The following is a 26925-nucleotide window of genomic DNA, read 5'->3' on the forward strand; positions in this document are numbered from 1 at the left end:
CTGCACATTGGTTCGTCTTGTTCAGTTTTCAAAGGTCTTTGTCGCTCTCTCGCGACAACTATATTAGTATATCACGTACACTTTTAATTGTCAATAACTTTTTTTAAAAAAGTTTACTTTTTTGAAAGTTTTTTTAATATAACAAAAAATAGAGAGGATTTCCTCTCTATTTATATTCTTGTCTATATTTTTCTACTTCTGCTTTATTAGCCCAAACATAATGACCTGGTTTGATTTCAACCATTTGTGGTTTATCTTCAGAATAATCATGTTGTTCAGGATCATAAATTTTCAGAACTTTTTTACGTTCTAGAATCGGATCTGGAATTGGAACAGCTGAAAGCAGTGATTGTGTATATGGATGGATTGGATGGTTAAATAGCTCTTCCGTTTCTGCTACTTCTACGATTACTCCTTTATAGATAACAGCAATACGATCAGAAATGAATCGCACAACTGATAAATCATGGGCGATAAAGAGGTAAGTCAAACCTAATTCTCTTTGGAATTTTTTCAATAAGTTTAAGACTTGCGCACGAACTGAAACGTCTAGGGCTGAGATTGGCTCATCCGCAATAACAAATTCTGGTTCCATAACAAGTGCACGGGCAATACCGATCCGTTGACGTTGTCCACCTGAGAATTCGTGAGGGTAACGTGTCAAATGTTCTGCAAGAAGCCCAACTTCATGCATAATATTTTTCACTTTTTCCTGACGTTCTTCTTCACTGTTAAACAAATGGTGATTGATCAAACCTTCAGAGATAATATAATCAACTGTTGCACGTTCATTCAAACTTGCTGCTGGGTCTTGGAAGATCATTTGAATTTTACGAATCAACTCTGATTTTTCACTGTGAGAATTTCTACCATTGATCTTGCGACCGTCATAAATAATTTCTCCAGCGCTTGTATCATTCAAACCAATGATAGCACGTCCAATTGTTGTCTTACCACTTCCAGATTCACCTACTAGAGAGAAGGTTTCTCCCTTATTAATGAAGAAGTTTGCGTTTTTTACAGCAACGAATTTCTTACTTCCTTCACCGAAGGAAATTTCTAAATCTTTAATTTCAACTAATTTTTCAGTCATTTCCTTCCTCCTATTCTGTAATGTTAGTGAAGCCCATTTTTGAGCCAATCTTTTCGTGAAGGTTTTCGATTACTTCTGGTTTATGAACTCTTGGAGCGTCTGGATGGAGCAACCATGTTTTCGCCCAGTGAGTATCTGTTACTTTAAAGGCCGGTGCTGCTTCTTCGAAATCTATCTGCATCGCATAATCAGAACGAAGAGCAAAGGCGTCTCCTTTGATCGGAGCATACAATGAAGGCGGTGTCCCAGGGATAGAGTAAAGATCCCCATCTGAGGTTGATAATTGTGGTAAACTTGAAAGCAAACTCCATGTGTATGGATGTTTTGGATCATAGAAAATTTCTTCTACTTTACCAAACTCAACGATTTCGCCAGCATACATAACGGCTACTTTATCAGCAATACTTGCAACCACACCTAGGTCATGGGTGATAAAGATAACAGTAAATTGGTATTCCTTTTGTAAGGATTTCAACAAATCGATGATTTGTGCTTGAATCGTTACGTCAAGGGCAGTTGTTGGTTCATCACAGATCAAGATATCTGGACGGCAGGCCAAAGCAATCGCAATAACGATCCGCTGACGCATCCCACCCGAATATTGGAAGGGATACTCATCAAAACGACGCTCAGCATCTGGGATTCCAACTTTGGCCATATAGTCCAAAGCCATTTCTTTAGCTTCTTTTGCTGTCTTCCCTTGGTGTTTAATAATGACCTCTGTAATTTGAGAACCAATTGTATTGATGGGATCCAAACTTGTCATCGGATCCTGGAAAATCGTAGCGATTTTAGAACCACGAATATTTTCCCAATCTTTATTGGATTTTAAATCAGTCAATTCTTGACCGCGGTATTTAATCGTACCTTGGGCCACACGACCATTGTCTTCAAGCATACCTGTAAAGGTTTTGGTCAAAACTGATTTCCCTGACCCTGACTCACCAACTAAAGCAAGCACTTCACCTTCAACTAGCTCAAGTGATACGCTGCGAATGGCTGTCAGCACGCGATCGCGCACGTCAAATTCCACTACGATATCTTGAGCAGATAAAATAATATTGTTATTTGATGTCATATCTACTCCTCCTATCTATGTGTACGTGGGTCGCTGGCATCGGCCAAGTTTTGTCCGACGATAAAGAATGACAAGGAGACTAAAATCAAAACAGTTAATGGAATCCAGAATAGGTACGCATTTGTTGTTACGTTTTGAGAATAGTCAGAGATTAAACGTCCCAAACTTGGAACTGTAATTGGAAGACCAAGACCAAAGAAGGAAAGGAAGGCTTCATATGAAATAAAGCTTGGGAGCAACTGTGATGTTTGAGTTACGATAACTGATACCAATTGCGGCAAAATGTTTTTCGTAACAATTTTCAAAGTTGGTGTCCCCAAAGTTCGGCTGGCCAGGTTGTATTCCAAGTCACGGTAACGCATAATTTGAACACGAATGGTATAGGCAATCCCAATCCATCCTGTTAAGGACATGGCAAGAATCAAGTTCCAGAAACCAGATCCCATTGAGTAAGTCAAGACGATAACGATCAGCATGAACGGAATATTTGAAATAACATTATACACTTCCATCATGACCCGGTCGATAGATTTTGAAATTCCCCAAATTCCACCAACAATGACTCCGACAACTACGTTAATAACAGTTGCGATGAAGGAAATAATAATAGAGTTCCGAGCACCAAACCAAACCCCATCAAAAAGGGATTTACCATTGTTATCTGTACCAAAGAGGGCCTTCCCACTTGGTGGGTTCAAACGGGCAGTAAAGTCATTTACCTTACTGACATCGTTGTAATCAAAATTTGAAAACATGGGATAGACAAAACTCATCAATAGAATCCCAATCAAAATCGCAAGCATAATGAGGGTTGTTCTTTTCTTCAAGAATTGTCTGAACACTGATCTCCAGTAAGAGTATGCTGGGGCATCGATTACTTCAGAGGCAAAGTCATCACGTTTTACAAACTGAAATTTATTTTTATCGATTGTAGCCATTATTTGCCTCCTTTCGTATTCGTTAATTTAATCCGTGGGTCAAGTACTGTCATCAAGATATCACCCAACATGGCAGCAAAGATACCAAGTGAAGTGAAGATGAAGACAAGTCCGATAACCATGGTGTTGTTTGATGCTTTAATAGAGTCAATCAACATTTTACCCATACCAGGAAAGGCGAAGACTGTTTCCGTAAGGGTAGCACCTGAGATGACACCAATAATAGCCGCCGGAATCCCAGATACCAATGGAACCATCGCATTCTTGAAGATATGTTTTCTCGAGATTTCTCGTTCTGACAAACCTTTTGAGCGAGCAAAACGCACAAAATCTTGAGAATGGATATCGATCATGTAACGACGAATCCAAACAGCGATAAATGGCGCACTTAATAAACCTAGAATCAGAGATGGCAATACATATGAACGCCAATCCTGTGCTCCAAGCACTGGGAATGAATCAGGAAGCGAGAAGAACGATCCAATCAAACGAACGATATAAACCAAAGCGATTGTTGGTAGAGACATCATAAATGTCAAGGTAGCTGTTGAGATACTATCAAACCATGAGTTTTTGAACAGCGCCATATAAGAGCCTAATGGGATCGCAATCAAATAGGCAATTGCAATACCAATCAAACCAATGATAGCAGAACTTGCAATCATAGAAGGATTTTCATAGTTGCTCAAGGTTGCCGTATAGGCATCTCCTTTACCAAATCGACTAATATCTTGTGAGTCTGCCTTGCTTGGAGATTTGTAGGTACGTGAGTAGATATCAATGGAAGATGTCTTTTTACCTGTAGGGAAGTTCACTTCACTCTTCTTAGTTGTTCCTTGTCCTTGCGTAATCACTTGAAGAACTGGGGTATTAGAGTAAGTTGGATATGAATTTCCAAGGTTTAATGTCACAAAGTTTTGATGGACAAATGGGAATTGTCCATTAAAGTACAAGAGATATTTGTGTTTTGTACCAGAACCTACTACAGACCAACCAATTGATGGATCATTTTCAATTCGAATGTAGCGTTTGAGGTTTGGGTTTGAAGCATCTTTCACCCAACCCGGATGATCAAACTGAATCAAATTCGCATAGAAGCTAACGACACGTTCAAAAACCGGGATTTCCCGTACTGCATAGAAGGAATTACTTTCTGGGAATCGTTTCAACTGCCAACCGTGACCTAATTTGTTGATGTATTTCTTATAGATTTTTTCATTGGCAGTTGTTGGATCAACTGTTACAGATGAATCTTCTTCACTTGCTTTTTGTTGCAAGCTTTTTGAATCCATGTATTCCAAATAACCCATGCGATCATAGACCGTGTTTTCGTAGTTGATCTTTGAATCTTTCGTCTTCGCTACTTTATTGTAGTTGGGATCATTTTTAAAAATGAGATTTCTCGGTGTTAGCGTATAGATAATCGTGTAAGTTAATGTCGTGACTAGAAAAATAGACACTAACGAACGTAAAATACGCATAAAAACATATTTTTTCATATTTCATTCCTTTAATGTTCAAAAGAACTTTCTCCCCTAGAAGAGAAAGTTCTGATGAAAAGCAATAATTTAATTATTTAACGTGTTTTTCAAGGTCTTGTTGAGCTTTTTTGTTTGACTCAGCTTTTTCTTTTTGCCATTTCTTAAGAGCTTCATCGTATTGTTTCTTAGTTACTGGCTCATCTTGAACTTCTACGTATTTGAAGTAGGTTGAACCTTTGTTCCCTGTTTGTGAGGAAGGTTCAGAGAATGGAACCACCTTAGAAACAACTGTTGCAGCACCTGTACTTGACATCGTTGGAATAACAATTGCACTATCTGTCAACCAAGCTTGAGCAACTGCGTATTTTTCGTAACGTTTCACAACATCTTGTGTTTCATTACTTGCGTCATCAAGAAGTTTAGCGAATTCATCTAAACCAACTGCTTTCGCTGCTGGATTTTCTACACCACCTGCAAAACCAAGGTAAACTTTTGTTTGGTCTTCAGAAGCCGGTTGAAGAGTATCAAGGTAAGTTGATGGATCATCATAGTCTGGGTTCCATCCCACCAATCCTTGAAGATCCCAGTCTGCATCTGCAGCTGATGGCACATTCAAAGTGATATTCTGAACTTCATCCATGTCAAGCATTTGAAGATCCAGAACGACATTGTCTTTCCCAAGAGTCTCTTCCACTGTTTGTTTCAGAGATTGCATACGAGCAACAAAACCTGTTGAGCTTTGAGCTACTGGCACGTCAATATGAATTGGGAATTGAACGCCATCTTTTTGAAGTTCTGCTTTCGCTTTTTCAAGTTGTGCTTTGGCTTTATCCTTGTTGTAAAGACCATCTTGACCATCAGCAAGGTTCACACCTTTCCATTGATCTCCATAAGTGGTCAATTTATCTGCTACGACATCTCCAAAATCTTTTCCATCTACTTGGACAAAGGCTGGTGCTGTGTAGGTATTACGGATAGCTGGTTTTGCAAACTGTTTGCTATTTAATTGTGCTGAGTAGCTTTCACGGTTCAAGGCAAAAGTAATGGCTTGACGGAAATCTTTGTTCAAAATCGCTTTCTTAGTAGCTGTTTTTTCAGCATCTGATTTTTTAGCTGTGTGGTTATAAGATTGGCGATCCAAATTAAATCCGAGCACGGCTACACCTGATCCTGCTGGTGTAGTAAAGATATCATCTTTATATTTTTTCTCTATTGTTGCAAAGTTAGAACTTGCAGGGAAAAGGCGAGCTTTTGTATAAGCACCATCAGAGAATCCACGAGCCAATGAATCTTGGTCTGATCCATCGTAATAAGTAAGTTTCACTTCTTTCAGGTGAACGTTTTTCTTATCCCAGTAGTTGTCATTTTTTTCAAATACAACAGATGATTTTGACGTAATGGATTTCAAAAGAAATGGTCCATTTGAAAGGATGGATTTCACGTCGTTTGGTTGACCAAAATCTTCTCCCTTGCTCTTCAAGAATTCTGTGCTAATTGGGAACAAGATTCCGTTAGTCGTTTTAGAATTCCAGAAAGTTTCCGGTTTGTTCAATGTGTACTCAAGTGTGTAATCATCAACCGCCTTGACACCTACTTGGCTGAAATCTGTGATTTTTCCTTGGACATAATCATCCAATCCTTTGACAGAGCCTTGAACGAGTGGAAGAGATTCTGATTTCTTATCAGCCGCGTGTTTCAAACCAGTCACGAAGTCTTGAGCAGTTACTTCGCCGTGTTCTTCACCATCCGCATCATACCATTTGACCCCTTTACGAATCTTGTAAGTATAGGTCAAACCATCTTTTGATACAGACCAGTCTTCCGCAAGTGAAGGAACAAGGTTACCGTATTTGTCGTTTTCTAACAAACCGTCTACCACATTTGTAGTGATGTCATGGGTTGCAGCCTTAGAGGAAATTGTATAGTCCAAAGTTGTTGGATCTGAAGTGTATACATAGCCATAGTTCTTGTCTTCGTTTGAACCAGAGCTTGATTTACTTGTGTTTGATCCTGAACATGCAGCCAACAATCCTGCTGCAAGGAGAGTTACTCCGGCAACTGCGAATACTTTACCTTTTTTCATAGGAATTCTCCAATAGTTTTTTTAGATTTGTTTAAGATTATATCACAAATAGAAAAAAAAGTAAACTAAATTTTCTGAATATTCGCCTCGTCACAGCTTGAAAAGCTTGATAGAATTGACTTTGTGACTTGAATGTTGATTTTGCGATTTTCCATTCTGATTTTCTATGATACAATAGAGAAGACTAAGTAATGAGGAAATAACTGTGAAAAAATTCTTTCTTTCTTTTTTAACCTGCATCCTGCTTTTATGCAGTTTCCCAACCCAAATGATTCTTGCAGACGAGCTGGATCTTCCTGCTAAAAGTGCCATTGCTGTCGAAGCAGATACTGGTAAAATTTTGTACGAAAAAGACTCAGAGAAAAAGCGCGATGTGGGCGGTTTATCTACCCTTCTGACCACTTATCTGATCTTTGAAGCGATTCATGATAAGAAGCTTTCGTTAAAAGAGTCCGTCAATTTATCTGAAGAGGCCTTGGCCTTAAATGATATCGAAGGTGCCGGCACTATTCCCATGGAGTCGAATCAATATACTGTCGATCAGCTACTGACGGCTTTGCTAGTTGGAAACTCTAGTACTGCTGCCCTAGCCTTAGCTGAGAAGGTCGGTGGCTCCGAAAAAGACTTCGTTGAAAAGATGAAGCAAAAATTGTCTACTTGGGGCATTCGATCTCCCCACTTGATCAACGCGACAGGTTTAAATACACAAACAATCAGCGGTGATCCTGAGGGGAAAGAGGATGAAAATCAATTGAGCGCTTATGATATTGCTGTCATTGCTAAGCACTTGCTCCAAGATTTCCCTGAAGTGACGCAATATACATCTAAACCAACTGCTCTGTTTTCACAAACACAGATTGAAAATCCCAACCTGATGCTAGAGGGGATGCCGAATTACCGTACTGGAGTCGATGGTCTTCGGGTCAGCAACTCTAGCAAGGGCGGGATTACCTTTGCCGCATCCACCACGCAAAATGGAATCCACATGATTACAGTTGTCCTAGGAGTTGAAGCTGTTGATGGTGATCCTTATGCACGCTTTGTGACCACTTCTTCTCTGATGAACTATGTGGTACGAACTTTCTACTCTTCAATAGTTGTGAAGGAAGGCGATCCCTATGGAAACAGTAAGGTTTCCATTATGGATGGAAAATCCGAATCCGTTTCAGCTGTTGCCAAAAAAGACTTTTATGTCGTTGAAAAGCAAGGTAATCAAACAGAAGCCAAGATTCGTTTCAAAAGCAATCAGAACCAATTCAAGGCCCCTGTGAAGTCTGGTACTGATGTAGGACTTCTCCAATACTCCGACCCAGAAAAAATTGGTCGTGGTTATCTAGAAGACCAGGAACCAACAGTCGAAATGGTGGCTGAAAAAAATATTGAGAAGAGCTTTTTCCTGAAGGTTTGGTGGAATGAATTCGTCCGCTATGTCAATGAAAAATTATAAACAAAAAATCACAATGGATTTTACTCCATTGTGATTTTTTATAACTCTATTAAACTAAGTTAGCCTACTGATCCTTCCATTTCGTAGCTAATCAAGCGGTTAAGCTCAACAGCATACTCCATTGGAAGCTCTTTAGTGAAGGGCTCCACAAATCCCATGACAATCATTTCTGTCGCTTCTGTTTCAGTCAGACCACGACTCATCAAGTAATACAATTGTTCCTCTGAGATTTTTGAAACCTTCGCTTCGTGTTCCAAGGCGACTTGAGAATTATGGATCTCATTAAAAGGAATCGTATCCGATGCTGAGATATCATCCATAATGATGGTATCACACTCAATGTGAGAGACGGATTTCTTGGAATTCTTATTAAAGGTCACTTGTCCACGATAGTCTACTTTACCACCACCTTTAGCGATCGATTTAGAAACGATAGACGAGCTTGTATGAGGAGCATTGTGAATCATTTTTGCCCCTGTATCCTGGTGTTGCCCAGCATTGGCAAAGGCAATGGACAACATCGTCCCACGTGCACCTTCCCCATCCAGATAAACAGATGGGTATTTCATGGTTGTCTTGGCACCTAGGTTTCCATCGATCCACTCAACTGTCGCATCTTTTTGAGCTTTGGCCCGCTTGGTTACCAAGTTGTAAACATTGTCTGACCAGTTTTGGATGGTCGTGTAACGCATGTATGCACCATCCAAGGCAAAGATCTCGACAATGGCTGCATGGAGGCTATTGCTTGAATAGGTCGGAGCCGTACATCCTTCTACGTAGTGTACACTTGCGCCTTCATCCACAATAATCAAGGTTCGTTCAAACTGACCTGTGTTTTCATTGTTGATACGGAAGTAAGTTTGAAGCGGTACATCTACTTTTACGCCTTTTGGTACATAAATGAAGGTTCCCCCAGACCAGACTGCTGAGTTGAGGGCAGCCAATTTGTTATCCGTTGGTGGTACTAACTTCGCAAAATACTGTTTGAAAAGGTCAGGATATTCTTTTAGGGCAGAATCCGTATCGGTAAAGATAATCCCCAACTTTTCAAACTCTTCTTTCATATTGTGGTAAACCACTTCCGATTCATACTGAGCTGAAGCTCCTGCTAGGTAAGCACGTTCCGCTTCAGGAATCCCAATTCTCTCAAAGGTCTCCTTGATTTTCTCTGGAACTTCATCCCAAGAACGGGCAGGTTTATCTGAAGGCTTTTGATAATAGATCAAATCATCAAAGTCAATCTCTGATAGGTCCGCACCCCAGGTTTGCATAGGCATCTTTTTGAAGGTTTCAAAAGATTTCAAGCGGAATTCAAGCATCCATTCTGGTTCATTTTTTGCTGCAGATAATTCACGAATAACGGCTTCGTTCAAGCCTTTTCCTGTAGAGAGAATTGGTTGAACGTCATCGTGAAATCCAAATTTATATTCACCGAGATCAATTGGTTTCGGTTCGACTCTTTCTTCAGCCATAATTTCCTTTCTTTCTCTGTTTCTTCTTTTAATTAATTGTTACGTTCGATCGCTTTTTTAAGGGCATTCCAGGAGAGGGTCGCACATTTAATCCGTTGCGGGAATTTTGAAACTCCTGATAAGAAGGCTGCGTCTCCCAATTCCTCTTGCCGAGGATCCGATTGACCTTGGACCATTTCTGAAAAGACCTCTGCCAATTCTTCTACTTCCGCTTTCGTTTTTCCCATTACAGCATCTGTCATCATACTAGCTGAAGCTGTTGAGATGGTGCAACCTGAATTCACAAAGGCAATATCTTGGACCCTGTCATTTTCATCAAATTTCACACTCAACTGGATCACGTCTCCACAAGTTGGATTATTCAGTTGGATTTGGTCTCCATCTTCAATCCGCCCTTGATGGTGGGGGTGCTTTGAGTGGTCGGCTACGACCGCCATGTAAAGTGAATCTAATTTAGAAAGTGCCATTGAAAAACTCCTTTGCTTTGATCAATGCCTCAATCAATTTATCACAGTCCGCCTTGGTGTTGTAGATATAGAAACTTGCTCTTGTGGTTGCAGGGACCTGCAGGTATTGAAGGAGAGGTTGGGCACAGTGGTGTCCTGCACGAACAGCAATTCCTTCATAATCTAAGGCTGTCGCCAAATCATGCGGATGGAGATCGCCTAAATTAAAGGAAATCACACCGGAACGTTGAGCCAAGTCTTGGGAACCATAAATAGCCAGACCTTCGATAGCCTGTAATTTTGGAAACACATAGGCAATTAACTCTTGCTCATGCGCTTCTACCTGGTCCATCCCCAACTCTTCTAAGTAGTCGATCGCCGCTCCAAGTCCAATCGCCCCAGCCATATTGGGCGTTCCAGCTTCAAATTTCCAAGGCAATTCCTTCCAGGAAGCAGATTGTTCATAGACAAAGTCAATCATTTCGCCTCCAAATTCCACCGGAGACATTTGATGTAAGAGCTCTTCTTTCCCGTAGAGGACACCAATCCCTGTCGGTGCAGCCATCTTATGACCAGAAAAAGCAAAGAAATCCGCATCTAAATCCTGCACATCAATAGCCATATGAGGAGTTGATTGAGCTCCGTCAACAACCATGATAGCTCCAACTTCATGAGACAATCGGGCAATTTCCTTGATCGGATTGACCACGCCTAGAACGTTAGAAGCATGGGTGATAGAGACAAATTTCGTCTTCTCACTGAGTTTACTTTTTAGGTCCTGCATGTCCAATAGGCCATCTTTTAGATAGACATAGACCAGTTTTGCTCCTGTCTTTTTACAGGCTTGCTGCCAAGGAATGATGTTGGAGTGGTGTTCCATAATGGAAATCAGAACTTCGTCTCCTTCCTTTAAGACTTCTTCCGCGTAGCGAGCCACCCAGTTCAGTCCCGTTGTCGTTCCTCTTGTAAAGAGGACTTCCTTGGTTGATGGGGCGTTGATGAACTTCCTGACTTTTTCGCGCGCTGCCTCATAGGCTGCGGTAGCTCGCTCAGCCAAGGTATGAACGCCACGATGGACATTAGCGTTATCTTGCAAATAATAGTGGTTGACTGCTTCAAGAACACGTTTAGGTTTTTGTGTTGTTGCTGCATTGTCTAGATAAACCAAGGGTTCATCATGGACGAATTGATCGAGAATTGGGAAATCTTGAGCAATCGTATTTCTATCTAGCATCGTTTCTCCTTAGCGTTGAGATAACTTTTCTTCAATAGTGGCAATCATTTCATCGCGTACTTCTTTGACTGGAATTTCAACAATGACAGAACCCAAGAAACCGCGTACTACCAAACGTTCGGCTGTGTGTTTGTCAAGACCACGACTCATGAGATAATACATATCTTCTGGGTCTACTTGGCCGATAGATGCAGCATGGCCTGCTGTCACGTCATTTTCTTCAATCAAAAGAATCGGATTGGCATCTGAACGCGCTTGGTCAGAAAGCATCAAGACACGACTTTCTTGCTGGGCATCTGCTCCTTTGGCACCCTTGATAATGTGACCAATTCCATTGAAGGTCAGAGTTCCTTTTTCAAGAATGACACCGTGTTGCAAGATATTTCCAATCGAGTTGCAACCAAAGTTGGTCACGCGCGTATCAATTCCTTGCACCTGACGTCCACTTGATAAGGCAACCACCTTCAGATCGGCATGACTTCCATTTCCAACCAAGTCACTGTCAAAGTCTGCCACCACATTGCCCTCATTCATGACACCGATGGCCCAATCAATGCTAGCATTCTGACCTAGTTTCCCACGACGACTGATATAGGCTGTAACGTTTTCTCCAAGGCGGTCAATGGCCGCAAATTTCACTTGGGCACCTGAGCGGGCAATTACCTCAACCGTCACATTAGCAGTTGCTTTTTCTGAGCCACTACCTTTTGATTCCAAGCGCTCCAAATAGCTGAACTTGCTATTTTTGCCGGCAATAATCAAAATGTGTTTGTTAAAAGGTACATCACTATCACTATCTTGGTAGAAAATGCCTTCGATTGCTTCTTCAATCTCAACATTATCTGGGATATAAAGGACAGCCCCACTGTTAAAGTAAGCCGTATGATAGGCTGCTAGCTTGTCATCATCGTATTTAACAGAAGACATAAAATAGTCTTCCACGAGCTGCGGAATTTCTTCTAAGGCAGAATGGAAATCTGTGAAGAGGACGCCCTGGTCCGCTAGGGCCTGTGGGACTTGCTCAAAAACGGTCTGGGTTCCAAATTGAACCAATTTTAAATTCGAATCAAGGGCCGTGAAATCAGGTACATCTGCAGAAGCCTCACTTTCCGTGATTGTTCCATCCCCAAGATTCCAACGGTGGAATTTGACCCGTTCAATGGCTGGTAATTCCAACTGATCGATCTTGTCAAAAGCTTTTTTTCGTAAATCTTGCAACCAGCTTGGCTCAGCATGCATTTCCGAAAAGAGGGTAATATTTTCAATACTCATTTTTTTCTCCTAATAAAGATACTATCTGTTTGATTTTCTGACAAATAAGGTTACTTGTCCTCAAGTTATAGTTCTTCTTTATAGTCGTAACCGAGTTCTTCCGCAAGTTGGGCGTATCCTTCTCGTTCCAAACGAGCAGCCAATTCTGGTCCACCTGAAAGCACAACCCGACCATCCATCATCACATGGACTACGTCAGGAGTAATGTAGTTCAACAAACGTTGGTAGTGGGTGATGATCATAGCTCCGAAGCCTTCACCACGCATAGCATTGACACCTTTAGATACGACTTTAAGAGCATCGATATCCAAACCGGAGTCGATTTCGTCCAAAAGCGCAAAAGTTGGTTCCAACATCAATAATTGAAGAATTTCATTTCGTTTTTTCTCACCACCTGAGAAGCCTTCATTCAAATAACGTTCTGCCATTTCTTCTTTCATGTTGAGTAATTCCATCTTTTCATCTAATTTTTTAATGAAATCACGAACCGAAATCTTTTCATCATCTTCTTTACCAGCATTCATGGAAGCACGTAGAAATTCTGCATTGGTAATTCCTGGGATTTCTGAAGGGTATTGCATTGCAAGGAACAAGCCCATTCGCGCACGTTCGTCTACTTCCAATTCCAAGATGTTGATACCGTCAAACAGAACCTCACCTTTGGTCACTTCATAATTTGGATTTCCCATAATGGCTGCTGACAGAGTTGATTTACCTGTACCATTTGGTCCCATAATCGCTGCGATTTCACCAGTTTTTAGGGTAAGATTTACACCTTTTAAAATTTCTTTGCCTTCAATTTCAACGTGAAGGTCTTTAATTTCTAATGTCGACATTGCATTCCCTTTCTTTTACCTTGCCCCATCAAAGACCTCAAAATCAAGGCACCTTGATCACAAAGTATTTTTTTTACCTTTCAAGTATATCAAAAAAAAGCCTAATTGGCTTTTCTTTTGATTAGAACAATTCTTATTTAGTTTTATCTTTCCGTTTTTGACGGACTTCCTCACGGTAGGAGGAATTGCCAATATAACGAAGGACATTTAATAGCGGACTATGACTAGGCCCTAGAACCCCGATTAATTCTGCTAACAGCTCCACTCCAAACAAGAGCCCAATCACAAGCAAGACCCCCCCGATACGAGTAGAGATATTAAGCAGTAAAGAGATCATCGAAAAGATCATCGAAATTCCATAGATTACCAATACGGTTCCTCGATGGGTTAACCCCAAGGAGAGCAGACGATGATGCAAATGATTGCGATCCGGTTTGTAAAATTTTTGACCAGATAGGGTCCGCCGGATAATCGCCAAAAAGGTATCTGTAATCGGAACTCCAAGGATAATCATAGGAGTGACTACTGCAACTGCCGTCGCATTTTTCAAACCTTGCAAGGATAAAACAGAAATCATAAATCCTATAAACAGAGCACCGGTGTCTCCCAGATAGAGAATGGCTGGATGGTAATTAAAAGGAAAGAATCCAGCGATGGCTGCAACCAAGACAAAGATAGTCATGGTCAAAAAGAGATTAGGAACTGGCAAAAAGAAATAGGATACAATCCCCATTGTTACAAGAGAAATAATGGAGACCCCGCTCACCAAACCATCTAATCCATCAATGAGATTAACCGCATTGGTAATGGAGACAATCCAAATCACCGTCAAAAGATACGATAGCCATGGTTCAAAATGAAGCAAGGGACCACCGAAAGGAATCTTAAAATCATTCAGCCGAAAGTCTGTGTAGAACCAGACTAAACTGGCTGCAAGAAGAATGCCGATCATCTTTTTCTTAGCAGACAACTCTTTTACATCATCGATCAAGCCCGTGAGAGCAATCATCCATCCTGCTCCTACAACTGGTAACGTGTAGGAGAGGTAACTTTTGATCGGTGTGGTAGTGAAGGTCAGCATAGGAATAAAGACCAAGGTTGCAATCGAAAAAGCGATCACAATAGACAGTCCACCAGCACTTGGCATGGGCTTGGTGTTGATCCGACGAGCATTGGGATAATCCACTGCATCGATCTTAAAGGAGAACAAGCGAACCAAAGGCGTCAAAAGCAAAGCAATCACGAAGGTCCCAATCAGCACCAAAACAAATTGCAGTGAAAAAGGCATCATAAGCTAGCAACTTTCTTCAAATTCTCAATCGCACCTGATACCATCAGTAAATGCCCATGCTCTTGCAGAACTGCTCGTGTCACATCTGAATCATCAGCATATTCACGGATAATGGCAAGTAACCAGGTTGGATATTGGCTTGGTTGATCCTCTGTGTCGATTAAGATAGTCAAATAATACTCAGACCCCATTTTGTATAATTCAGAGGTATCTACTGGATAGGTCACTGTTTTCGAAAAGGCCACCACTTGCTGGAGACTTTTAAACCGCAAAATATAATAGATATACTGAGTCACAGGTAGTTCAACCGCTTCTGAGGGTTCTTGATCCTCACGCAACTCTTCTTGCTCCAAATGGTGGATAGCTTCCGCATCCCCTTTTGTCTTTTCAGAGATGGTTTTTTCCAAGGTCTTGATAAACTCATCTGGCGTCATGCGCGATAATTCTTCCATATCGGGAAGATCGGACAAATCCTCAAAATCCAATTGTTGGTCAATTTTTGATTTGGTAACAAAAACATCTAATTTATCTGGTTTCGGTGTCACACGAAAACTAAGCATCCCGCTATCCAGGAAACTTTCCGGCATTTCAAGCTCATCCAAAATGGCATAGAAAAATTCTTCTGTTTTTTCCTGTGGGACAAGGAAATCAGCAATTTCCATTCCACGTTCTTCTAAGTCTTCTAGTTGGATTGTGATTTTAATTGTCGAATCACTAATTTGCTTCATCTTCATAGTATAACCTCATACTTCTAGTCTTACTATTATACTAAAAAATTGGATAGAATTCAAAAAAAGGATGCAGAGAAAAGAGGCCGGGACAAAAGTCACCGACCTCAGAAATGACATCCATGATGTTCTTAGAAAATGATACGGAACAATCCATACAATAGCAAGATGGAACCAAGCACGATCCGGTATTTCCCAAAGACTGTAAAGTCATGTTTTTTCACATAATCTGTCAAGAAGCGGATGGCATACATGCTGACCACAAAAGCTACTCCCATAGCAACCAGTAGAATAAAGAGTTGCCCCAGGGCCAGTGAATGGCCTCCAAGCACAAATTTTGCAACTTTTAACAGGCTGGCGCCAAACATAGCTGGAATTCCCAGATAAAAGGTGAATTCTGTCACGACCGGACGGCTAACACCATTGATCAAACCTCCCACAATCGTAGCACCTGAACGGCTCGTACCTGGAAAAAGCGATAGGACTTGGAAAAGTCCGATATACAAGGCTGTTCGATAAGGCAACTTATGCAGCTCTGTTACTTCTGGCTTGATTTGTTCCCGTCTTTCCAAATAGATGAAGGCAACCCCGTAGGTAATCAGCATAATCGCAACAGAAATGGAGTTGTGAAAATGTGCCTCAAACCAATCATCGAGTTTGAAAACAAAGACAAGCGGGAGAGTTGCAACTGCAACTTTTGCCCATAACTGCCAGGTCCGACGCACTTCTACTGCTGATTTCCCTGGTTTAAACGGATATAATTTATCAAAATAAATTACCACAACCGCAAGGATGGCTCCCAATTGGATGACAACATTGAACATCTCCATGAAGGCCGGATCTTGATTTTTAAATTGAACAAAATCCTGCAACAAAATCAAGTGACCTGTACTTGAGATCGGCAACCACTCTGTAATCCCCTCGACAATTCCAAAAAGAATCGCTTTGATTAATTCGAACAGAAACATCTTTTTCTCCTAAACTTACATTTGCTTTATTATATCATAATTCTACAGACTGGACTAGACCTCTCTTGCCAGAATTAGAAGGCTCCAAAGCCTCCGCCGCCGCCTCCACCAGAGAATCCTCCACCACTACCAGAGGAAACAGTGAAATGACTGGCCGTGGATGCTGTTGATCCATAGGTAGACATGGCATGACTCGTACGTGTCACGTCATGATAGAACGGTGTATAAACGAAAGCATCCAAGGCTTGGTTTTGTAAATGAATATTTCGAAGCTTCATGACCTTTGTGACCTTATCTGCTACACCATATAAGGCCGCATAGACCAATAAGCGGTTCCATAGAACCAGAGACTGTAGCTCTGTATCGTTAAGATGAGCAATCTCTTTCAACATCCGGCCGAAACTATCCCAGTAATAGCGTTGTTCCGCACCTGCGCTATTAACAACCCCATCTCTTAGGCTGGCTTTAAACATAGCATTGAAGCGCGCTGGCAAATACCAAAGGGTCAAAACCCCGATCAAACAAGGAATAGAGAACCAATTCAGTACAAAGATAGCAAAAATCTCTGCTCCAAGAGCTAAGAACCAAGCCGTCCAACCAAAGAAGAGACTGCGTCTAGCTTGTGCTTCTTCATGCGCTTCTAAAGGTCGATAATAGCTTGGTAAATGGAGATCTTCTACCTTACGATGGACATCTCGGGCTACTTGGTTGACAGCTGCATCAAAATGAGACTGAGCCTTTCTTCCAATTGAACGAATGGCATCTTGATCTTCTTTTTTCGCATGTTTGTATAAATCTCCACTGAACTCATAATTTTCAAAGAGACGATTGACAGGGCAAGTCACCTGATCCCCAAAAGCCATGTCCATAAAGGAGCGCTCAAAATCATCCACGTGTCCATGAGACTTCCTGGTCAAAACCACTTCATTTCCTTTTTGCTCGTAGACAATCACTCCGCGATCCATCAAATCAAGTAAGGTAGCTTGGAGCATTTTTTCAAAGGTAAAAGGAGGAGGAGTCATCTTCGCTTTATTGGTAGGGGAAACTTCGTCCAATTCAGCTGAATACACAACCGAACTCATCACCAGAGGCGCGATATCCTGTGGAATTTCATAAAGACGCGTATTGGTTGGATAAGTGACACCAGGCCAAATCATTTTTTTAAAACGATTGCGACCTAAAAGAGCCAAAAGCCAGAGACTGATAATGAGCGCCGGCAAGATCCAATGCCAAAACATGCGTGTCCAGTATTTTTCCTGTTCAATTTTGGCTTGGGTCTGATGAAATTCATCCAATTTGGTCAATCCTGTATCTCGATCAGAAGCATACAAGGGAGAAAGGTCTGACTTCAACCAATAACCATACAGCTCTACAGCTTGGTTTTTACCTAGATTATAGAAGGTGGCATCATAATATCCATCTTCTTTCTTAACTGTCACATCCGGCCCCATATAGGCTGTATGGATATATAGTTCCGACTGCGCATTTGCTGATGCAAACTTAGGAATAACACGAAACTGAACCTTTTCAACTTTCTTGTCGCCATCCGTGATGGGTTTCCAGTTCAATAGTAGGATATCTCTGTGCGAATAGAGGAGATTTTTCAATTTCCAAGTGACCTTTATTTTAACTGTATCTCCTGCATAACCGCTGTTATAAATTTTCACTCGGTAACCATCGCCTAGATTACGAACCTCAGGCTCCATTTGAAGCTCTCGACCTTCCACCTCAACCTTTGGTGGGGTCTCAATCTCAAAGCCTTGTGGCATGTTCCCCGCAGTTCCTAGACTAACATACTGTCCTCTGTAAGAATCTTTAAAATAATAGGTTAATTCTTCCTCATAGGTAGCGTCGTCCCAGGTGTCCAAGGTCAAGGTCCCACCATAGTAGAGCACCTCATAAGATGGACCTGATGCTTGCACATTCTGACTCACAAACAGGCAGGCCAGAAAAGTGAAAATTATATACAAATACTTTTTCATTTGCTCACGCTCCTTTGTATTATTATAGCATTTTTTAAATAAAAAGAGGACCTTGTTTGAAATGCAACCTATTTTACTGTACAATAGGAAGAGTTAAAATAAGGAAGAGGAGAAAAAATGAGAAAAACATTATTTGCGCTCTTAACAGGGCTTTTCATTTGCTTAGGGATCACACAGGTTGCTCATGCAGATGAATATTTACGAATTGGGATGGAAGCTGCATACGCTCCTTTCAACTGGACCCAAGAAGATGATTCAAATGGAGCCGTGAAGATTGATGGCACCAACCAATATGCCAATGGGTACGATGTCCAAATCGCTAAAAAAGTTGCTGAGGATTTAGGTAAAAAACCTTTGATCGTGAAAACATCTTGGAACGGTTTAATTCCAGCTCTCACATCTGGTAAAATCGATATGATTATCGCCGGGATGAGTCCCACTGCTGAACGTAAAAAAGAGGTGGCCTTCTCTAATAGCTACTATACCAGCGAGCCGGTCATGCTGGTCCGCAAAGACGGGAACTATGCGAATGCCACTAGTCTAGATGACTTTAAAGATGCAAAGGTTACCTCTCAACAAGGGGTCTACCTCTACTCGCTCATTTCTCAACTCAAAGGGGCAAAACAAGAAACCGCCATGGGAGACTTTGCTCAAATGCGTCAAGCGCTTGAATCTGGCGTCATCGATGCTTATGTTTCCGAACGACCAGAAGCCCTAACCGCTGAGTCCGCTAATTCAAAATTTAAGATGATCCAATTCAAAAAAGGATTTGAAGTTGGAGAAGAAGATGCGACCATCGCTATCGGGATGAAGAAGGGTGATACTAGACTTGACCAAGTCAATGCGGCACTAGCTAAAATTTCGTCAGAAGAGCAAGTCAAACTCATGGATGATATGATTGAGAAGCAACCAGCTTCCAGTGATGCTAGCGATGATGAGCAGACTTTCTTCAGTCAAATGATGAAGATTTTGAAAGATAATGGCCCACAGTTCTTACGCGGAACTGGAATGACCCTCCTCATCTCCATGACGGGAACCATTGCTGGTTTGATCATCGGTTTGTTAATCGGTGTCTTCCGGACTGCGCCTATGTCTAAGAACAAGGCCCTCGCCGCCTTGCAAACATTCTTCGGTTGGTTCCTCAATGTCTACATTGAAATCTTCCGCGGGACTCCGATGATTGTTCAATCTATGGTTATTTTCTACGGTTCCGCCCAAGCCTTTAACATTTCCTTGGATCGCACTTGGGCCGCCATCTTTATTGTTTCCATCAATACAGGGGCTTATATGAGTGAGATTGTTCGTGGAGGAATCTTGGCAGTAGATCCCGGTCAGTTTGAAGCGGCTACTGCTCTAGGAATGACCCATGGACAAACCATGCGCAAGGTCGTCCTTCCTCAGGTCGTGCGCAATATCTTGCCAGCAACAGGAAATGAGTTTGTCATCAATATCAAGGATACTTCTGTCTTGAACGTTATCTCTGTTGTTGAGCTTTATTTCACAGGAAATACGGTAGCAACTCAGAACTACCAATACTTCCCAACCTTTACTATCATCGCGGTGATTTACTTCGTTCTCACCTTTACCATCACCCGTATCCTTCGCTACATCGAACGTCGTTTAGACTCTGATACTTATACTACGGGTGCCAATCAAATGCAAGTCAAGGAGGTGAAATAATGGCAGAAAAAATACTTGAAATCAACCATTTAAAAAAATCTTATGGTCAAAATGAAGTTTTGAAAGATATTTCGCTCACCGTTGAAAAAGGAGAGGTGATCTCCATCATCGGAAGCTCCGGTAGCGGGAAATCGACTTTCCTACGCTCCATTAATCTTTTGGAGACTCCTACTGCTGGCGAAATTCTCTATCGTGGACAAAACGTTCTTGATCCTGACTATGATTTGACCCATTATCGGGAAAAATTGGGGATGGTTTTCCAAAGCTTTAATCTCTTTGAAAATTTAAATGTCTTGGAAAATACCATTGTGGCGCAAACAACCGTCCTCAAGCGTGATCGTGAAACTGCAGAAAAAGTAGCCAAAGAAAACCTTGAAAAAGTTGGTATGGGGTCCCAATATTGGGCTGCCCGTCCCAAACAACTTTCAGGAGGACAAAAGCAACGGGTGGCGATCGCGCGTGCTCTCTCAATGGACCCTGATGCGATTCTCTTTGATGAGCCAACTTCTGCTCTGGACCCTGAAATGGTCGGAGAAGTTCTTAAAATTATGCAAGACTTAGCCAAAGAAGGCCTAACCATGATTGTGGTGACTCACGAAATGGAATTTGCCCGAGACGTTTCAAGTCGCGTGATCTTTATGGACAAAGGGGTTATCGCTGAACAAGGCGATCCAAAAGAAATCTTTACCAATCCAAAAGAAGAACGGACCAAAGAATTCCTTCAACGCTTCTTAAATTAAGACCCTAAAACAGCTTGCTGGCCTTTGTGTCAGCAAACTGTTTTTTTGTGCTTGCTTTATCTTTTTCGGACATAGAAAAAAGTCAGAGATTTTTCTCTCTGACTTTTAATTGGAACAACAAATTAATCTTCAAATTTTTGATGATTTTTGTCATAAAAATCAATCAATCCGAGTGCAGTTTCGAAGGAGATATTCTTCACTTTTGCACGTCCTTGAGCCAAGGCAATGATAGACATTTCACGGGCATTTGTTTCTTTACTGATACGATATCCCGTAATTTTCTTATCGCGTACCCATCCAACAACTGATTCTACTTTTTCAAAGTTCGATTTAGCCATGATCTTTCTCCTATATTATTATTTCCAATACTAATATAAATTGTTTTGCACATTTTGTCAACTAAAATCGCTGAAAATACGAACCTTTTTTAAAAAATGAGAAAAAGTTTATTTTGCTTTCAAGGCTGATAATATTTGTGTACGAATGTTTTCGACGCCATCTGGGTTAGCTGGTAGGAAAATCGTATTATTCCCTTCCTTATCTGCAAAATTATTTAAGGTATCTAAGTACTGATTGGTTAAGAGAATAGACATGATTTGTTCTTCGGTCAAGTCTACATTCGCACCTTTTAACTCTTTAATAGAGTCTGCCAATCCATCGACAATGGCCTTCCGTTGCTCGGCAATACCGACCCCGTGCAAGCGGTCTTTTTCCGCCTCAGCTTCGGCAGCAGTAACGATCTTGATCTTGTCTGCTTCTGCCAATTCCTGAGCTGCCACACGTTTTCTTTGCGCTGCATTGATCTCGTTCATGGATTGTTTCACTTCGGCATCTGGCTCAACTTTGGTAATCAAGGTTTTAACAATAATATATCCATAAGTTGACATTTCTTCTGCTACTTGTTTTTGAACTTCAAGAGCGATTTCATCTTTTTTCTCAAACAATTCATCCAAGGTCAACTTAGGCACAGAAGAACGCAAAGCATCTTCAATGTATGATTTAATCTGTGATTCTGGACGCATGAGTTTGTAGTAGGCATCCTTTACGTTGCTCTCGTTCACTCGGTATTGCGTCGCCACATTCATGGTAACGAATACGTTATCCTGAGTTTTTGTTTCAACCACGATCTCACTCTGCAAGACGCGCAATTGAACTCGTGCCGCAATCTTGTCAATTCCAAAAGGTGCCCGCATATGAATGCCGCTATCACTAATTTTTTGATAGCGACCGAATCGCTCGATGATGGCAACGGATTGTTGCTTGACCACATAGAGTGAGCTAATCACAATTCCTCCTGCAACTAACAGTATGAATAAAAGAAATATAAAAAATCCAGGCATAATAAGTTCCTCCTTTTAATTTATGCATATCATATCACAGTTCTTCCTAAAAAAGCAATATATTCCATAAAAATATATTGCCTTCCTTATCGGTTCTTTCTCGACTATAATCAGACTAGCATATTATAAAGAGTTTCGTTCCCGTTCAAATTAATGAAGGAAGGGTCAAAACGCTCAATCCGATTAATCAAGCCTGCATAGTCATGTTTATTATCTAAAGTAATCCCGATTAAGACTGGGCCTGTCCCCTTGCTAGCGCGCTTAATGTATTCAAAACGAGTGATATCATCATTTGGTCCTAAGATATCATTTACGAATTCGCGAAGGGCCCCTGGACGTTGTGGGAAGTTGACGATAAAGTAGTGTTTGACTCCATCGTAGATCAAGGCACGCTCTTCCATTTCAGGCATACGGTTGATGTCATTATTCCCACCGGAGATAATACAACAGATCGTTTTTCCCTTGATGTATTCGCGCAAAACTTCTAGGGAAGCCACACTGGCAGCTCCCGCTGGTTCGGCAACAATTCCTTGCTTAGAATAGAGATCAATCAAGGTCTCTGAAATCAATCCTTCATCCACACCGACTAGCGTTTCAACATGCTGACGAGTTACTTCATAAGTCAATTGCCCTACCTTTTGCACGGCAATTCCATCCGCAAACTTATCAATTTCTGGTAATTTGACTGGGCCACCTGCTTCAAAAGCAGCCTTCATAGAGCGTGCTCCCTCGGCCTCTACCCCAATGACCTCAATCTGAGGATCCGTTTCTTTGATATAGGCAGAAACACCTGAAATGAGACCTCCGCCACCGACAGGAACAAGGACAGCATCAAAGGCAATCGACTCTTTCCGAGCATCTTCAAGGATTTCGTAGGCAACTGTCCCTTGACCAGCCTGTACGTATGGATTATCAAATGGGTCAATAAAGGTCCGTTTTTCTGCAAGAGTAAATTCTTGTGCTGCCTTCGCTGAAGCATCGAACGTATCTCCGACCAACTTGATTGTTACATAATCCCCACCAAAGAAGCGGACTTGTCCAATCTTTTGTTGCGGTGTTGTAATGGGCATAAAAATGGTCGCTGGAATTTTCATCTCCTTACATGTATAAGCAACTCCTTGCGCATGGTTTCCCGCAGATGCACACACTACCCCACGTTCCCGTTCTTCTTTTGATAATTGAGAGATCGCAAAGTAAGCACCACGAATTTTGAAAGAACGAACGCGTTGGGCATTTTCTTTTTTCAAATAAATCTTTGCGCCATATTTTTCAGATAAATAGTGGTCGTATTCAAGGGGCGTATTAACAACGACTCCTCTTAATATTTTATGGGCCTTAGCCACATCTTTTGCTGTTATCATTTCATACCTCTGTTGCTGTGTTTTGATGAAAAAAGCAAGCCAGGGTGTCCCAACTTGCTTAGTCTTCTACAGACAATTAGTTGTAGATTTTGAAGGCGTCATCGTCGTTTTGACCAACGAACGGCATTGCTTTACGCAATTCAGCACCAACTTTTTCAATTTCAAGGTTAGCAGCTTGTTCACGGTAAGCAGTTAATTTTGGACGTCCAGCTTTGTAGTCGTTCACAAAGTCGTTAGCGAAGTTACCATTTTGAATGTCAGCAAGAACAGCTTTCATATTTTCTTTCACTTGTTCAGTTATGACACGTGGGCCTGATACGTAGTCACCGTATTCAGCAGTGTTAGAGATTGATTGACGCATTTTCTTGAAGCCACCTTCGTAGATCAAGTCTACAATCAATTTCATTTCGTGAAGAACTTCAAAGTAGGCCAATTCTGGAGCATAACCTGCTTCAGTCAATACTTCAAAACCAGCTTCGATAAGGGCAGTCAAACCACCACAAAGTACAGCTTGTTCTCCGAACAAATCTTCTTCCGTTTCTTCTTTATAGGTTGTTTCCAAAAGACCAACACGTGCTGATCCAACCCCTTTACACCAGTCCATAGCGATGTCTTTGGCGTTACCTGTAGCATCTTGATAGACTGCGTAAAGTGCTGGTACACCAAATCCTTCAGTATAAGTACGACGAACCAAGTGACCTGGTCCTTTCGGTGCACACATAAAGACATCGACATCCGCTGGAACTTTGATGAATTCAAAGTGGATATTGAATCCGTGTGCAAAACCAACAGCATTACCCGCTTCAAGATTTGGCGCAATTTCAGTTTCATACAATTCTTGTTGGATTTCATCCGGAGCCAAAATCATGATCACGTCTGCCAATTTAGTCGCTTCTGCTACTGTATAGGTATCAAAACCATCTTCTTTTGCTTTATCGAATGATTTACCTGGACGCACACCGATAATGACATCATGACCTGAATCACGCAAGTTTTGTGCATGTGCATGTCCTTGTGAGCCATAACCGATTACAGCAATTTTCTTACCATTTAATGCTGCAACTTTAACATCTTTTTCGTATTCCATTTGAACTGCCATAAGTAAAATCTCTTTTCTATTTTATTTTGCCTTTTTAGGCGAGGGTAACAATTTTCAGTCGAAAATTAATCTCGAGTAAATCCGGTTGCACCGGTGCGGGCGATATTTTTGATGCCGTAAGGACGAATGACCCGGATAAGGGCTTCACTCTTTTCAGCATTTCCCGTCATTTGAACGGTGATAGAGCTTGGAGCTACATCGACCACGGTGGCACGGAAAGGTTGGATGATGGCCAAGATCTCTGCCCGCTTCTCAGCAGGTGCAGAAACTTTCACCAAGATCACTTCGCGTTCCAAGTGCGGTTTATCAGTGATATCCCTGACACGAATGACATCGACCTGACGGTTGAGCTGTTTAATAATTTGCTCCACTTCATCATGTGAGGCAACATCAATGATAATGGTAATCCGCGATACATTAGGGTTTTCTGTTGCACCAACAGAAATGCTTTCGATATTGACTTGACGTCTAGATAGGACTCCTGTAAAGCGGTTCAGAACACCTGAGCGGTTTTGAAGTTTGGCTGTTAACATTCTACGCATTAAACTTCACCCCCAACATCTCATGATTACTCTTACCAGCAGGTACCATCGGTAGAACGTGCTCTTTACGAGAAATATCTACTTCGATGAACATTGGGACATCTTCTGTGATGACTTCCAAATCCTTCTCTAGGGTTTCAGGATTATCAAATTTATAATTCTTAATGCCATAGGCTTGCGCCATCAATTGGAAATCCGGAAGGCTATCAAAGACTGACTCTGATGTCCGACCATCATAGAAGGCTTCTTGCCATTGACGGACCATTCCAAGCGAATGGTTGTTAAGCATGATGACCTTAATCGGAACCTTATAGATATTTAAGATAGCCAACTCTTGATTGGTCATCTGGAAGCCTCCATCTCCGACAAAGAGAACGACTTCTTTATCTGGATTGGCAATTTTTGCTCCAATAGCTGCTGGAACACCAAAGCCCATGGTTCCTAAGCCTCCTGAAGTAACCAATTGGCGCTCATTTTGATAAGGATAGTATTGAGCTGCCCACATTTGGTGTTGTCCAACGTCCGTTACGACAATGGCATCTCCCTTGGTCAACTCTCCAATTCGTTCAATCACAGCTTGTGGCTGAACAACTCGCTCTTTCTTATCATATGAACGGACTCGGTTCTTATCTTGGGTAACCTTTTCGATCCATTTTTCAGTGTTCAGATGAACCACTGGTTCTGTCAGCAATTGTTGCAAGGCTTTTTTCGCATCACCAACAACTGGAATGTCAACTGCAATGATCTTACCAATCTCTGCAGGGTCAATATCGATGTGAGCCACTTTAGCATTCTTCGCAAAGGTCTTTGGATTCCCTGTCAAACGGTCATCAAAGCGACAACCAACACTGATCATGAAATCTGTTTCGGTCATAGCGATATTGGCTGCGAAGGACCCATGCATTCCCCCCATTCCAAGGAAAAGAGGATGACTGGTTGGGATCGTTCCTTGACCTAAGAGACTGGTCACTACTGGAATCTGATAGCGCTCAGCTAGAGCAATTAACTCTTCTGATGCACCAGCATAACTAACACCACCACCAGCGAGGAGCACTGGTTTTTTAGCCTTGCTTAATTGCTTCAAAATCTTTTTGATTTGCAATTCATTGGGCTCAATGGTCGGCTGGTAGCTCGGAAGATTCACGCTTGGCTCATAGATGAAATCTGTCTCTATAGCTGAGACATCTTTTGGAAGGTCAATGACGACAGGACCTGGACGACCAGTTGTCGCGATGTGGACAGCTTCTGTGATAATCCGCGGAAGATCTGCCGTCTCACGTACTTGATAGTTGTACTTGGTAATCGGCATGGTGATTCCCACAATATCCGCCTCTTGGAAGGCGTCTTTTCCGATTCCAGCGCGATTAACTTGTCCAGTGAAGACCAATAAAGGAACACTGTCGCTCATGGCATCTGCAATCCCTGTAATAGCATTGGTAGCCCCTGGTCCACTCGTGACGACTGCTACACCCAGCTTTCCAGTCGATTTGGCATAGCCTTCAGCTTCATGCAAGCACCCTTGTTCGTGTCGTCCAAGAATATGCTTGATACCCTCAAAGCTATAGATAGCATCGTATAAAGGCAAAACCGCTCCACCAGGATAACCAAAAATCGTATCGATTCCCAAATCACGCAGGGTTTCAAGGACAAGTTCTGAACCGGTTTTCGCAGTTTCTAAGGTAATTTTCTCCATGTCTCTCCTTTCCAGTACTTTGTTTCTCAAATTAGCATGCTACTATCATACCATTTTTGGGAAATATTTCAAGGAAAAATAGTAAATTTTCTGAATTTTCTATCCAAATCCGAATAATGAG

At 41.6% G+C, this 26925-nt stretch carries 23 protein-coding genes; 3 read left to right on the forward strand and 20 right to left on the reverse strand.

Translation table 11 applies throughout. The annotated features are described in order from the left end of the window. Positions 1-166: 166 nt before the first annotated feature. The 5 genes from QM830_RS06605 to QM830_RS06625 all read right to left on the reverse strand — a co-directional run bounded on the left by QM830_RS06605 (position 167) and on the right by QM830_RS06625 (position 6673). Entirely contained in the window at positions 167-1093 is a 927-nt protein-coding gene (locus QM830_RS06605) for an ATP-binding cassette domain-containing protein (protein ID WP_414326080.1), read from the reverse strand. Between the two features lie 10 nt (positions 1094-1103). Further along, positions 1104-2171, reverse strand: coding sequence for an ABC transporter ATP-binding protein (locus tag QM830_RS06610; RefSeq protein ID WP_414326082.1), 1068 nt, complete (start codon positions 2169-2171; stop codon positions 1104-1106). Positions 2172-2182: 11 nt separating this feature from the next. Then, positions 2183-3109: an oligopeptide ABC transporter permease OppC gene (oppC, locus tag QM830_RS06615; protein WP_414326084.1), complete on the reverse strand. Its 927-nt coding sequence runs from the start codon at positions 3107-3109 to the stop codon at positions 2183-2185. Further along, on the reverse strand, positions 3109-4608 hold the full coding sequence (locus QM830_RS06620) for an ABC transporter permease (RefSeq protein WP_414326086.1): 1500 nt from the start codon (positions 4606-4608) through the stop codon (positions 3109-3111). Before QM830_RS06620 ends, oppC begins: the two co-directional genes overlap by 1 nt. A 73-nt stretch (positions 4609-4681) precedes the next feature. Beyond that, entirely contained in the window at positions 4682-6673 is a 1992-nt protein-coding gene (locus tag QM830_RS06625; protein WP_414326088.1) for a peptide ABC transporter substrate-binding protein, read from the reverse strand. A 205-nt stretch (positions 6674-6878) separates the two neighbouring features. Here QM830_RS06625 and QM830_RS06630 point away from each other — a divergent pair, with 205 nt between their 5' ends. After that, complete coding sequence (locus QM830_RS06630) at positions 6879-8120, forward strand: serine hydrolase (protein WP_414326090.1); 1242 nt, start codon at positions 6879-6881, stop codon at positions 8118-8120. 59 nt (positions 8121-8179) lie between these two features. Here QM830_RS06630 and sufB read toward each other — a convergent pair whose 3' ends face one another. From sufB to QM830_RS06675, 9 genes are all read right to left on the reverse strand, one after another. Then, positions 8180-9592 (reverse strand): Fe-S cluster assembly protein SufB, encoded by a 1413-nt coding sequence (sufB, locus tag QM830_RS06635; RefSeq protein ID WP_414326092.1) that lies wholly within the window; start codon positions 9590-9592, stop codon positions 8180-8182. Between the two features lie 32 nt (positions 9593-9624). Continuing rightward, positions 9625-10059 carry a Fe-S cluster assembly sulfur transfer protein SufU gene (gene sufU / locus QM830_RS06640; protein ID WP_414326094.1) on the reverse strand — a complete coding sequence of 145 codons (435 nt, stop codon included), beginning with the start codon at positions 10057-10059 and terminating at the stop codon, positions 9625-9627. After that, a complete protein-coding gene (locus tag QM830_RS06645) occupies positions 10046-11272 on the reverse strand; it encodes a cysteine desulfurase (RefSeq protein WP_414326096.1) in 1227 nt (408 codons plus the stop codon). The genes sufU and QM830_RS06645 overlap by 14 nt, the downstream gene beginning before the upstream one ends. A 9-nt stretch (positions 11273-11281) precedes the next feature. Beyond that, positions 11282-12544 (reverse strand): Fe-S cluster assembly protein SufD, encoded by a 1263-nt coding sequence (gene sufD, locus QM830_RS06650; RefSeq protein WP_414326098.1) that lies wholly within the window; start codon positions 12542-12544, stop codon positions 11282-11284. Positions 12545-12609: 65 nt separating this feature from the next. Next, positions 12610-13380: a Fe-S cluster assembly ATPase SufC gene (gene sufC, locus QM830_RS06655; RefSeq protein ID WP_414326100.1), complete on the reverse strand. Its 771-nt coding sequence runs from the start codon at positions 13378-13380 to the stop codon at positions 12610-12612. A gap of 133 nt (positions 13381-13513) precedes the next feature. Continuing rightward, on the reverse strand, positions 13514-14671 hold the full coding sequence (locus tag QM830_RS06660) for a glycosyltransferase family 4 protein (RefSeq protein WP_414326101.1): 1158 nt from the start codon (positions 14669-14671) through the stop codon (positions 13514-13516). Continuing rightward, complete coding sequence (mecA, locus tag QM830_RS06665) at positions 14668-15405, reverse strand: adaptor protein MecA (protein WP_414326103.1); 738 nt, start codon at positions 15403-15405, stop codon at positions 14668-14670. The genes QM830_RS06660 and mecA overlap by 4 nt, the downstream gene beginning before the upstream one ends. Positions 15406-15530: 125 nt before the next feature. Then, on the reverse strand, positions 15531-16367 hold the full coding sequence (locus QM830_RS06670) for an undecaprenyl-diphosphate phosphatase (protein ID WP_009732261.1): 837 nt from the start codon (positions 16365-16367) through the stop codon (positions 15531-15533). A gap of 74 nt (positions 16368-16441) precedes the next feature. Further along, entirely contained in the window at positions 16442-18349 is a 1908-nt protein-coding gene (locus tag QM830_RS06675) for a DUF2207 family protein (RefSeq protein ID WP_414326105.1), read from the reverse strand. Between the two features lie 117 nt (positions 18350-18466). On the opposite strand from QM830_RS06675, the gene QM830_RS06680 reads away from it, so the two are divergent. Together QM830_RS06680 and QM830_RS06685 are read left to right on the forward strand one after the other, a co-directional pair. Further along, complete coding sequence (locus QM830_RS06680; protein WP_414326107.1) at positions 18467-20029, forward strand: ABC transporter substrate-binding protein/permease; 1563 nt, start codon at positions 18467-18469, stop codon at positions 20027-20029. Further along, positions 20029-20769 carry an amino acid ABC transporter ATP-binding protein gene (locus tag QM830_RS06685; protein ID WP_414326109.1) on the forward strand — a complete coding sequence of 247 codons (741 nt, stop codon included), beginning with the start codon at positions 20029-20031 and terminating at the stop codon, positions 20767-20769. Before QM830_RS06680 ends, QM830_RS06685 begins: the two co-directional genes overlap by 1 nt. 122 nt (positions 20770-20891) lie before the next feature. On the opposite strand, the gene QM830_RS06690 is transcribed toward QM830_RS06685, so the two are convergent. The 6 genes from QM830_RS06690 to QM830_RS06715 all read right to left on the reverse strand — a co-directional run bounded on the left by QM830_RS06690 (position 20892) and on the right by QM830_RS06715 (position 26804). Continuing rightward, positions 20892-21107 (reverse strand): hypothetical protein, encoded by a 216-nt coding sequence (locus tag QM830_RS06690; RefSeq protein ID WP_003004771.1) that lies wholly within the window; start codon positions 21105-21107, stop codon positions 20892-20894. Between the two features lie 108 nt (positions 21108-21215). Continuing rightward, a complete protein-coding gene (locus QM830_RS06695) occupies positions 21216-22109 on the reverse strand; it encodes an SPFH domain-containing protein (protein ID WP_414326111.1) in 894 nt (297 codons plus the stop codon). Positions 22110-22219: 110 nt separating this feature from the next. Then, complete coding sequence (gene ilvA, locus QM830_RS06700; RefSeq protein WP_414326113.1) at positions 22220-23470, reverse strand: threonine ammonia-lyase IlvA; 1251 nt, start codon at positions 23468-23470, stop codon at positions 22220-22222. Positions 23471-23546: 76 nt separating this feature from the next. Further along, positions 23547-24569 (reverse strand): ketol-acid reductoisomerase, encoded by a 1023-nt coding sequence (gene ilvC, locus QM830_RS06705; protein ID WP_070660840.1) that lies wholly within the window; start codon positions 24567-24569, stop codon positions 23547-23549. A 65-nt stretch (positions 24570-24634) separates the two neighbouring features. Further along, entirely contained in the window at positions 24635-25111 is a 477-nt protein-coding gene (gene ilvN, locus QM830_RS06710; protein WP_003010242.1) for an acetolactate synthase small subunit, read from the reverse strand. After that, on the reverse strand, positions 25104-26804 hold the full coding sequence (locus QM830_RS06715) for an acetolactate synthase large subunit (RefSeq protein ID WP_414326115.1): 1701 nt from the start codon (positions 26802-26804) through the stop codon (positions 25104-25106). The genes ilvN and QM830_RS06715 overlap by 8 nt, the downstream gene beginning before the upstream one ends. Between the last annotated feature and the right edge of the window lie 121 nt (positions 26805-26925).

It is taken from the genome of Streptococcus sp. OMI750, assembly GCF_047463895.1.
Lineage (GTDB): Bacteria > Bacillota > Bacilli > Lactobacillales > Streptococcaceae > Streptococcus.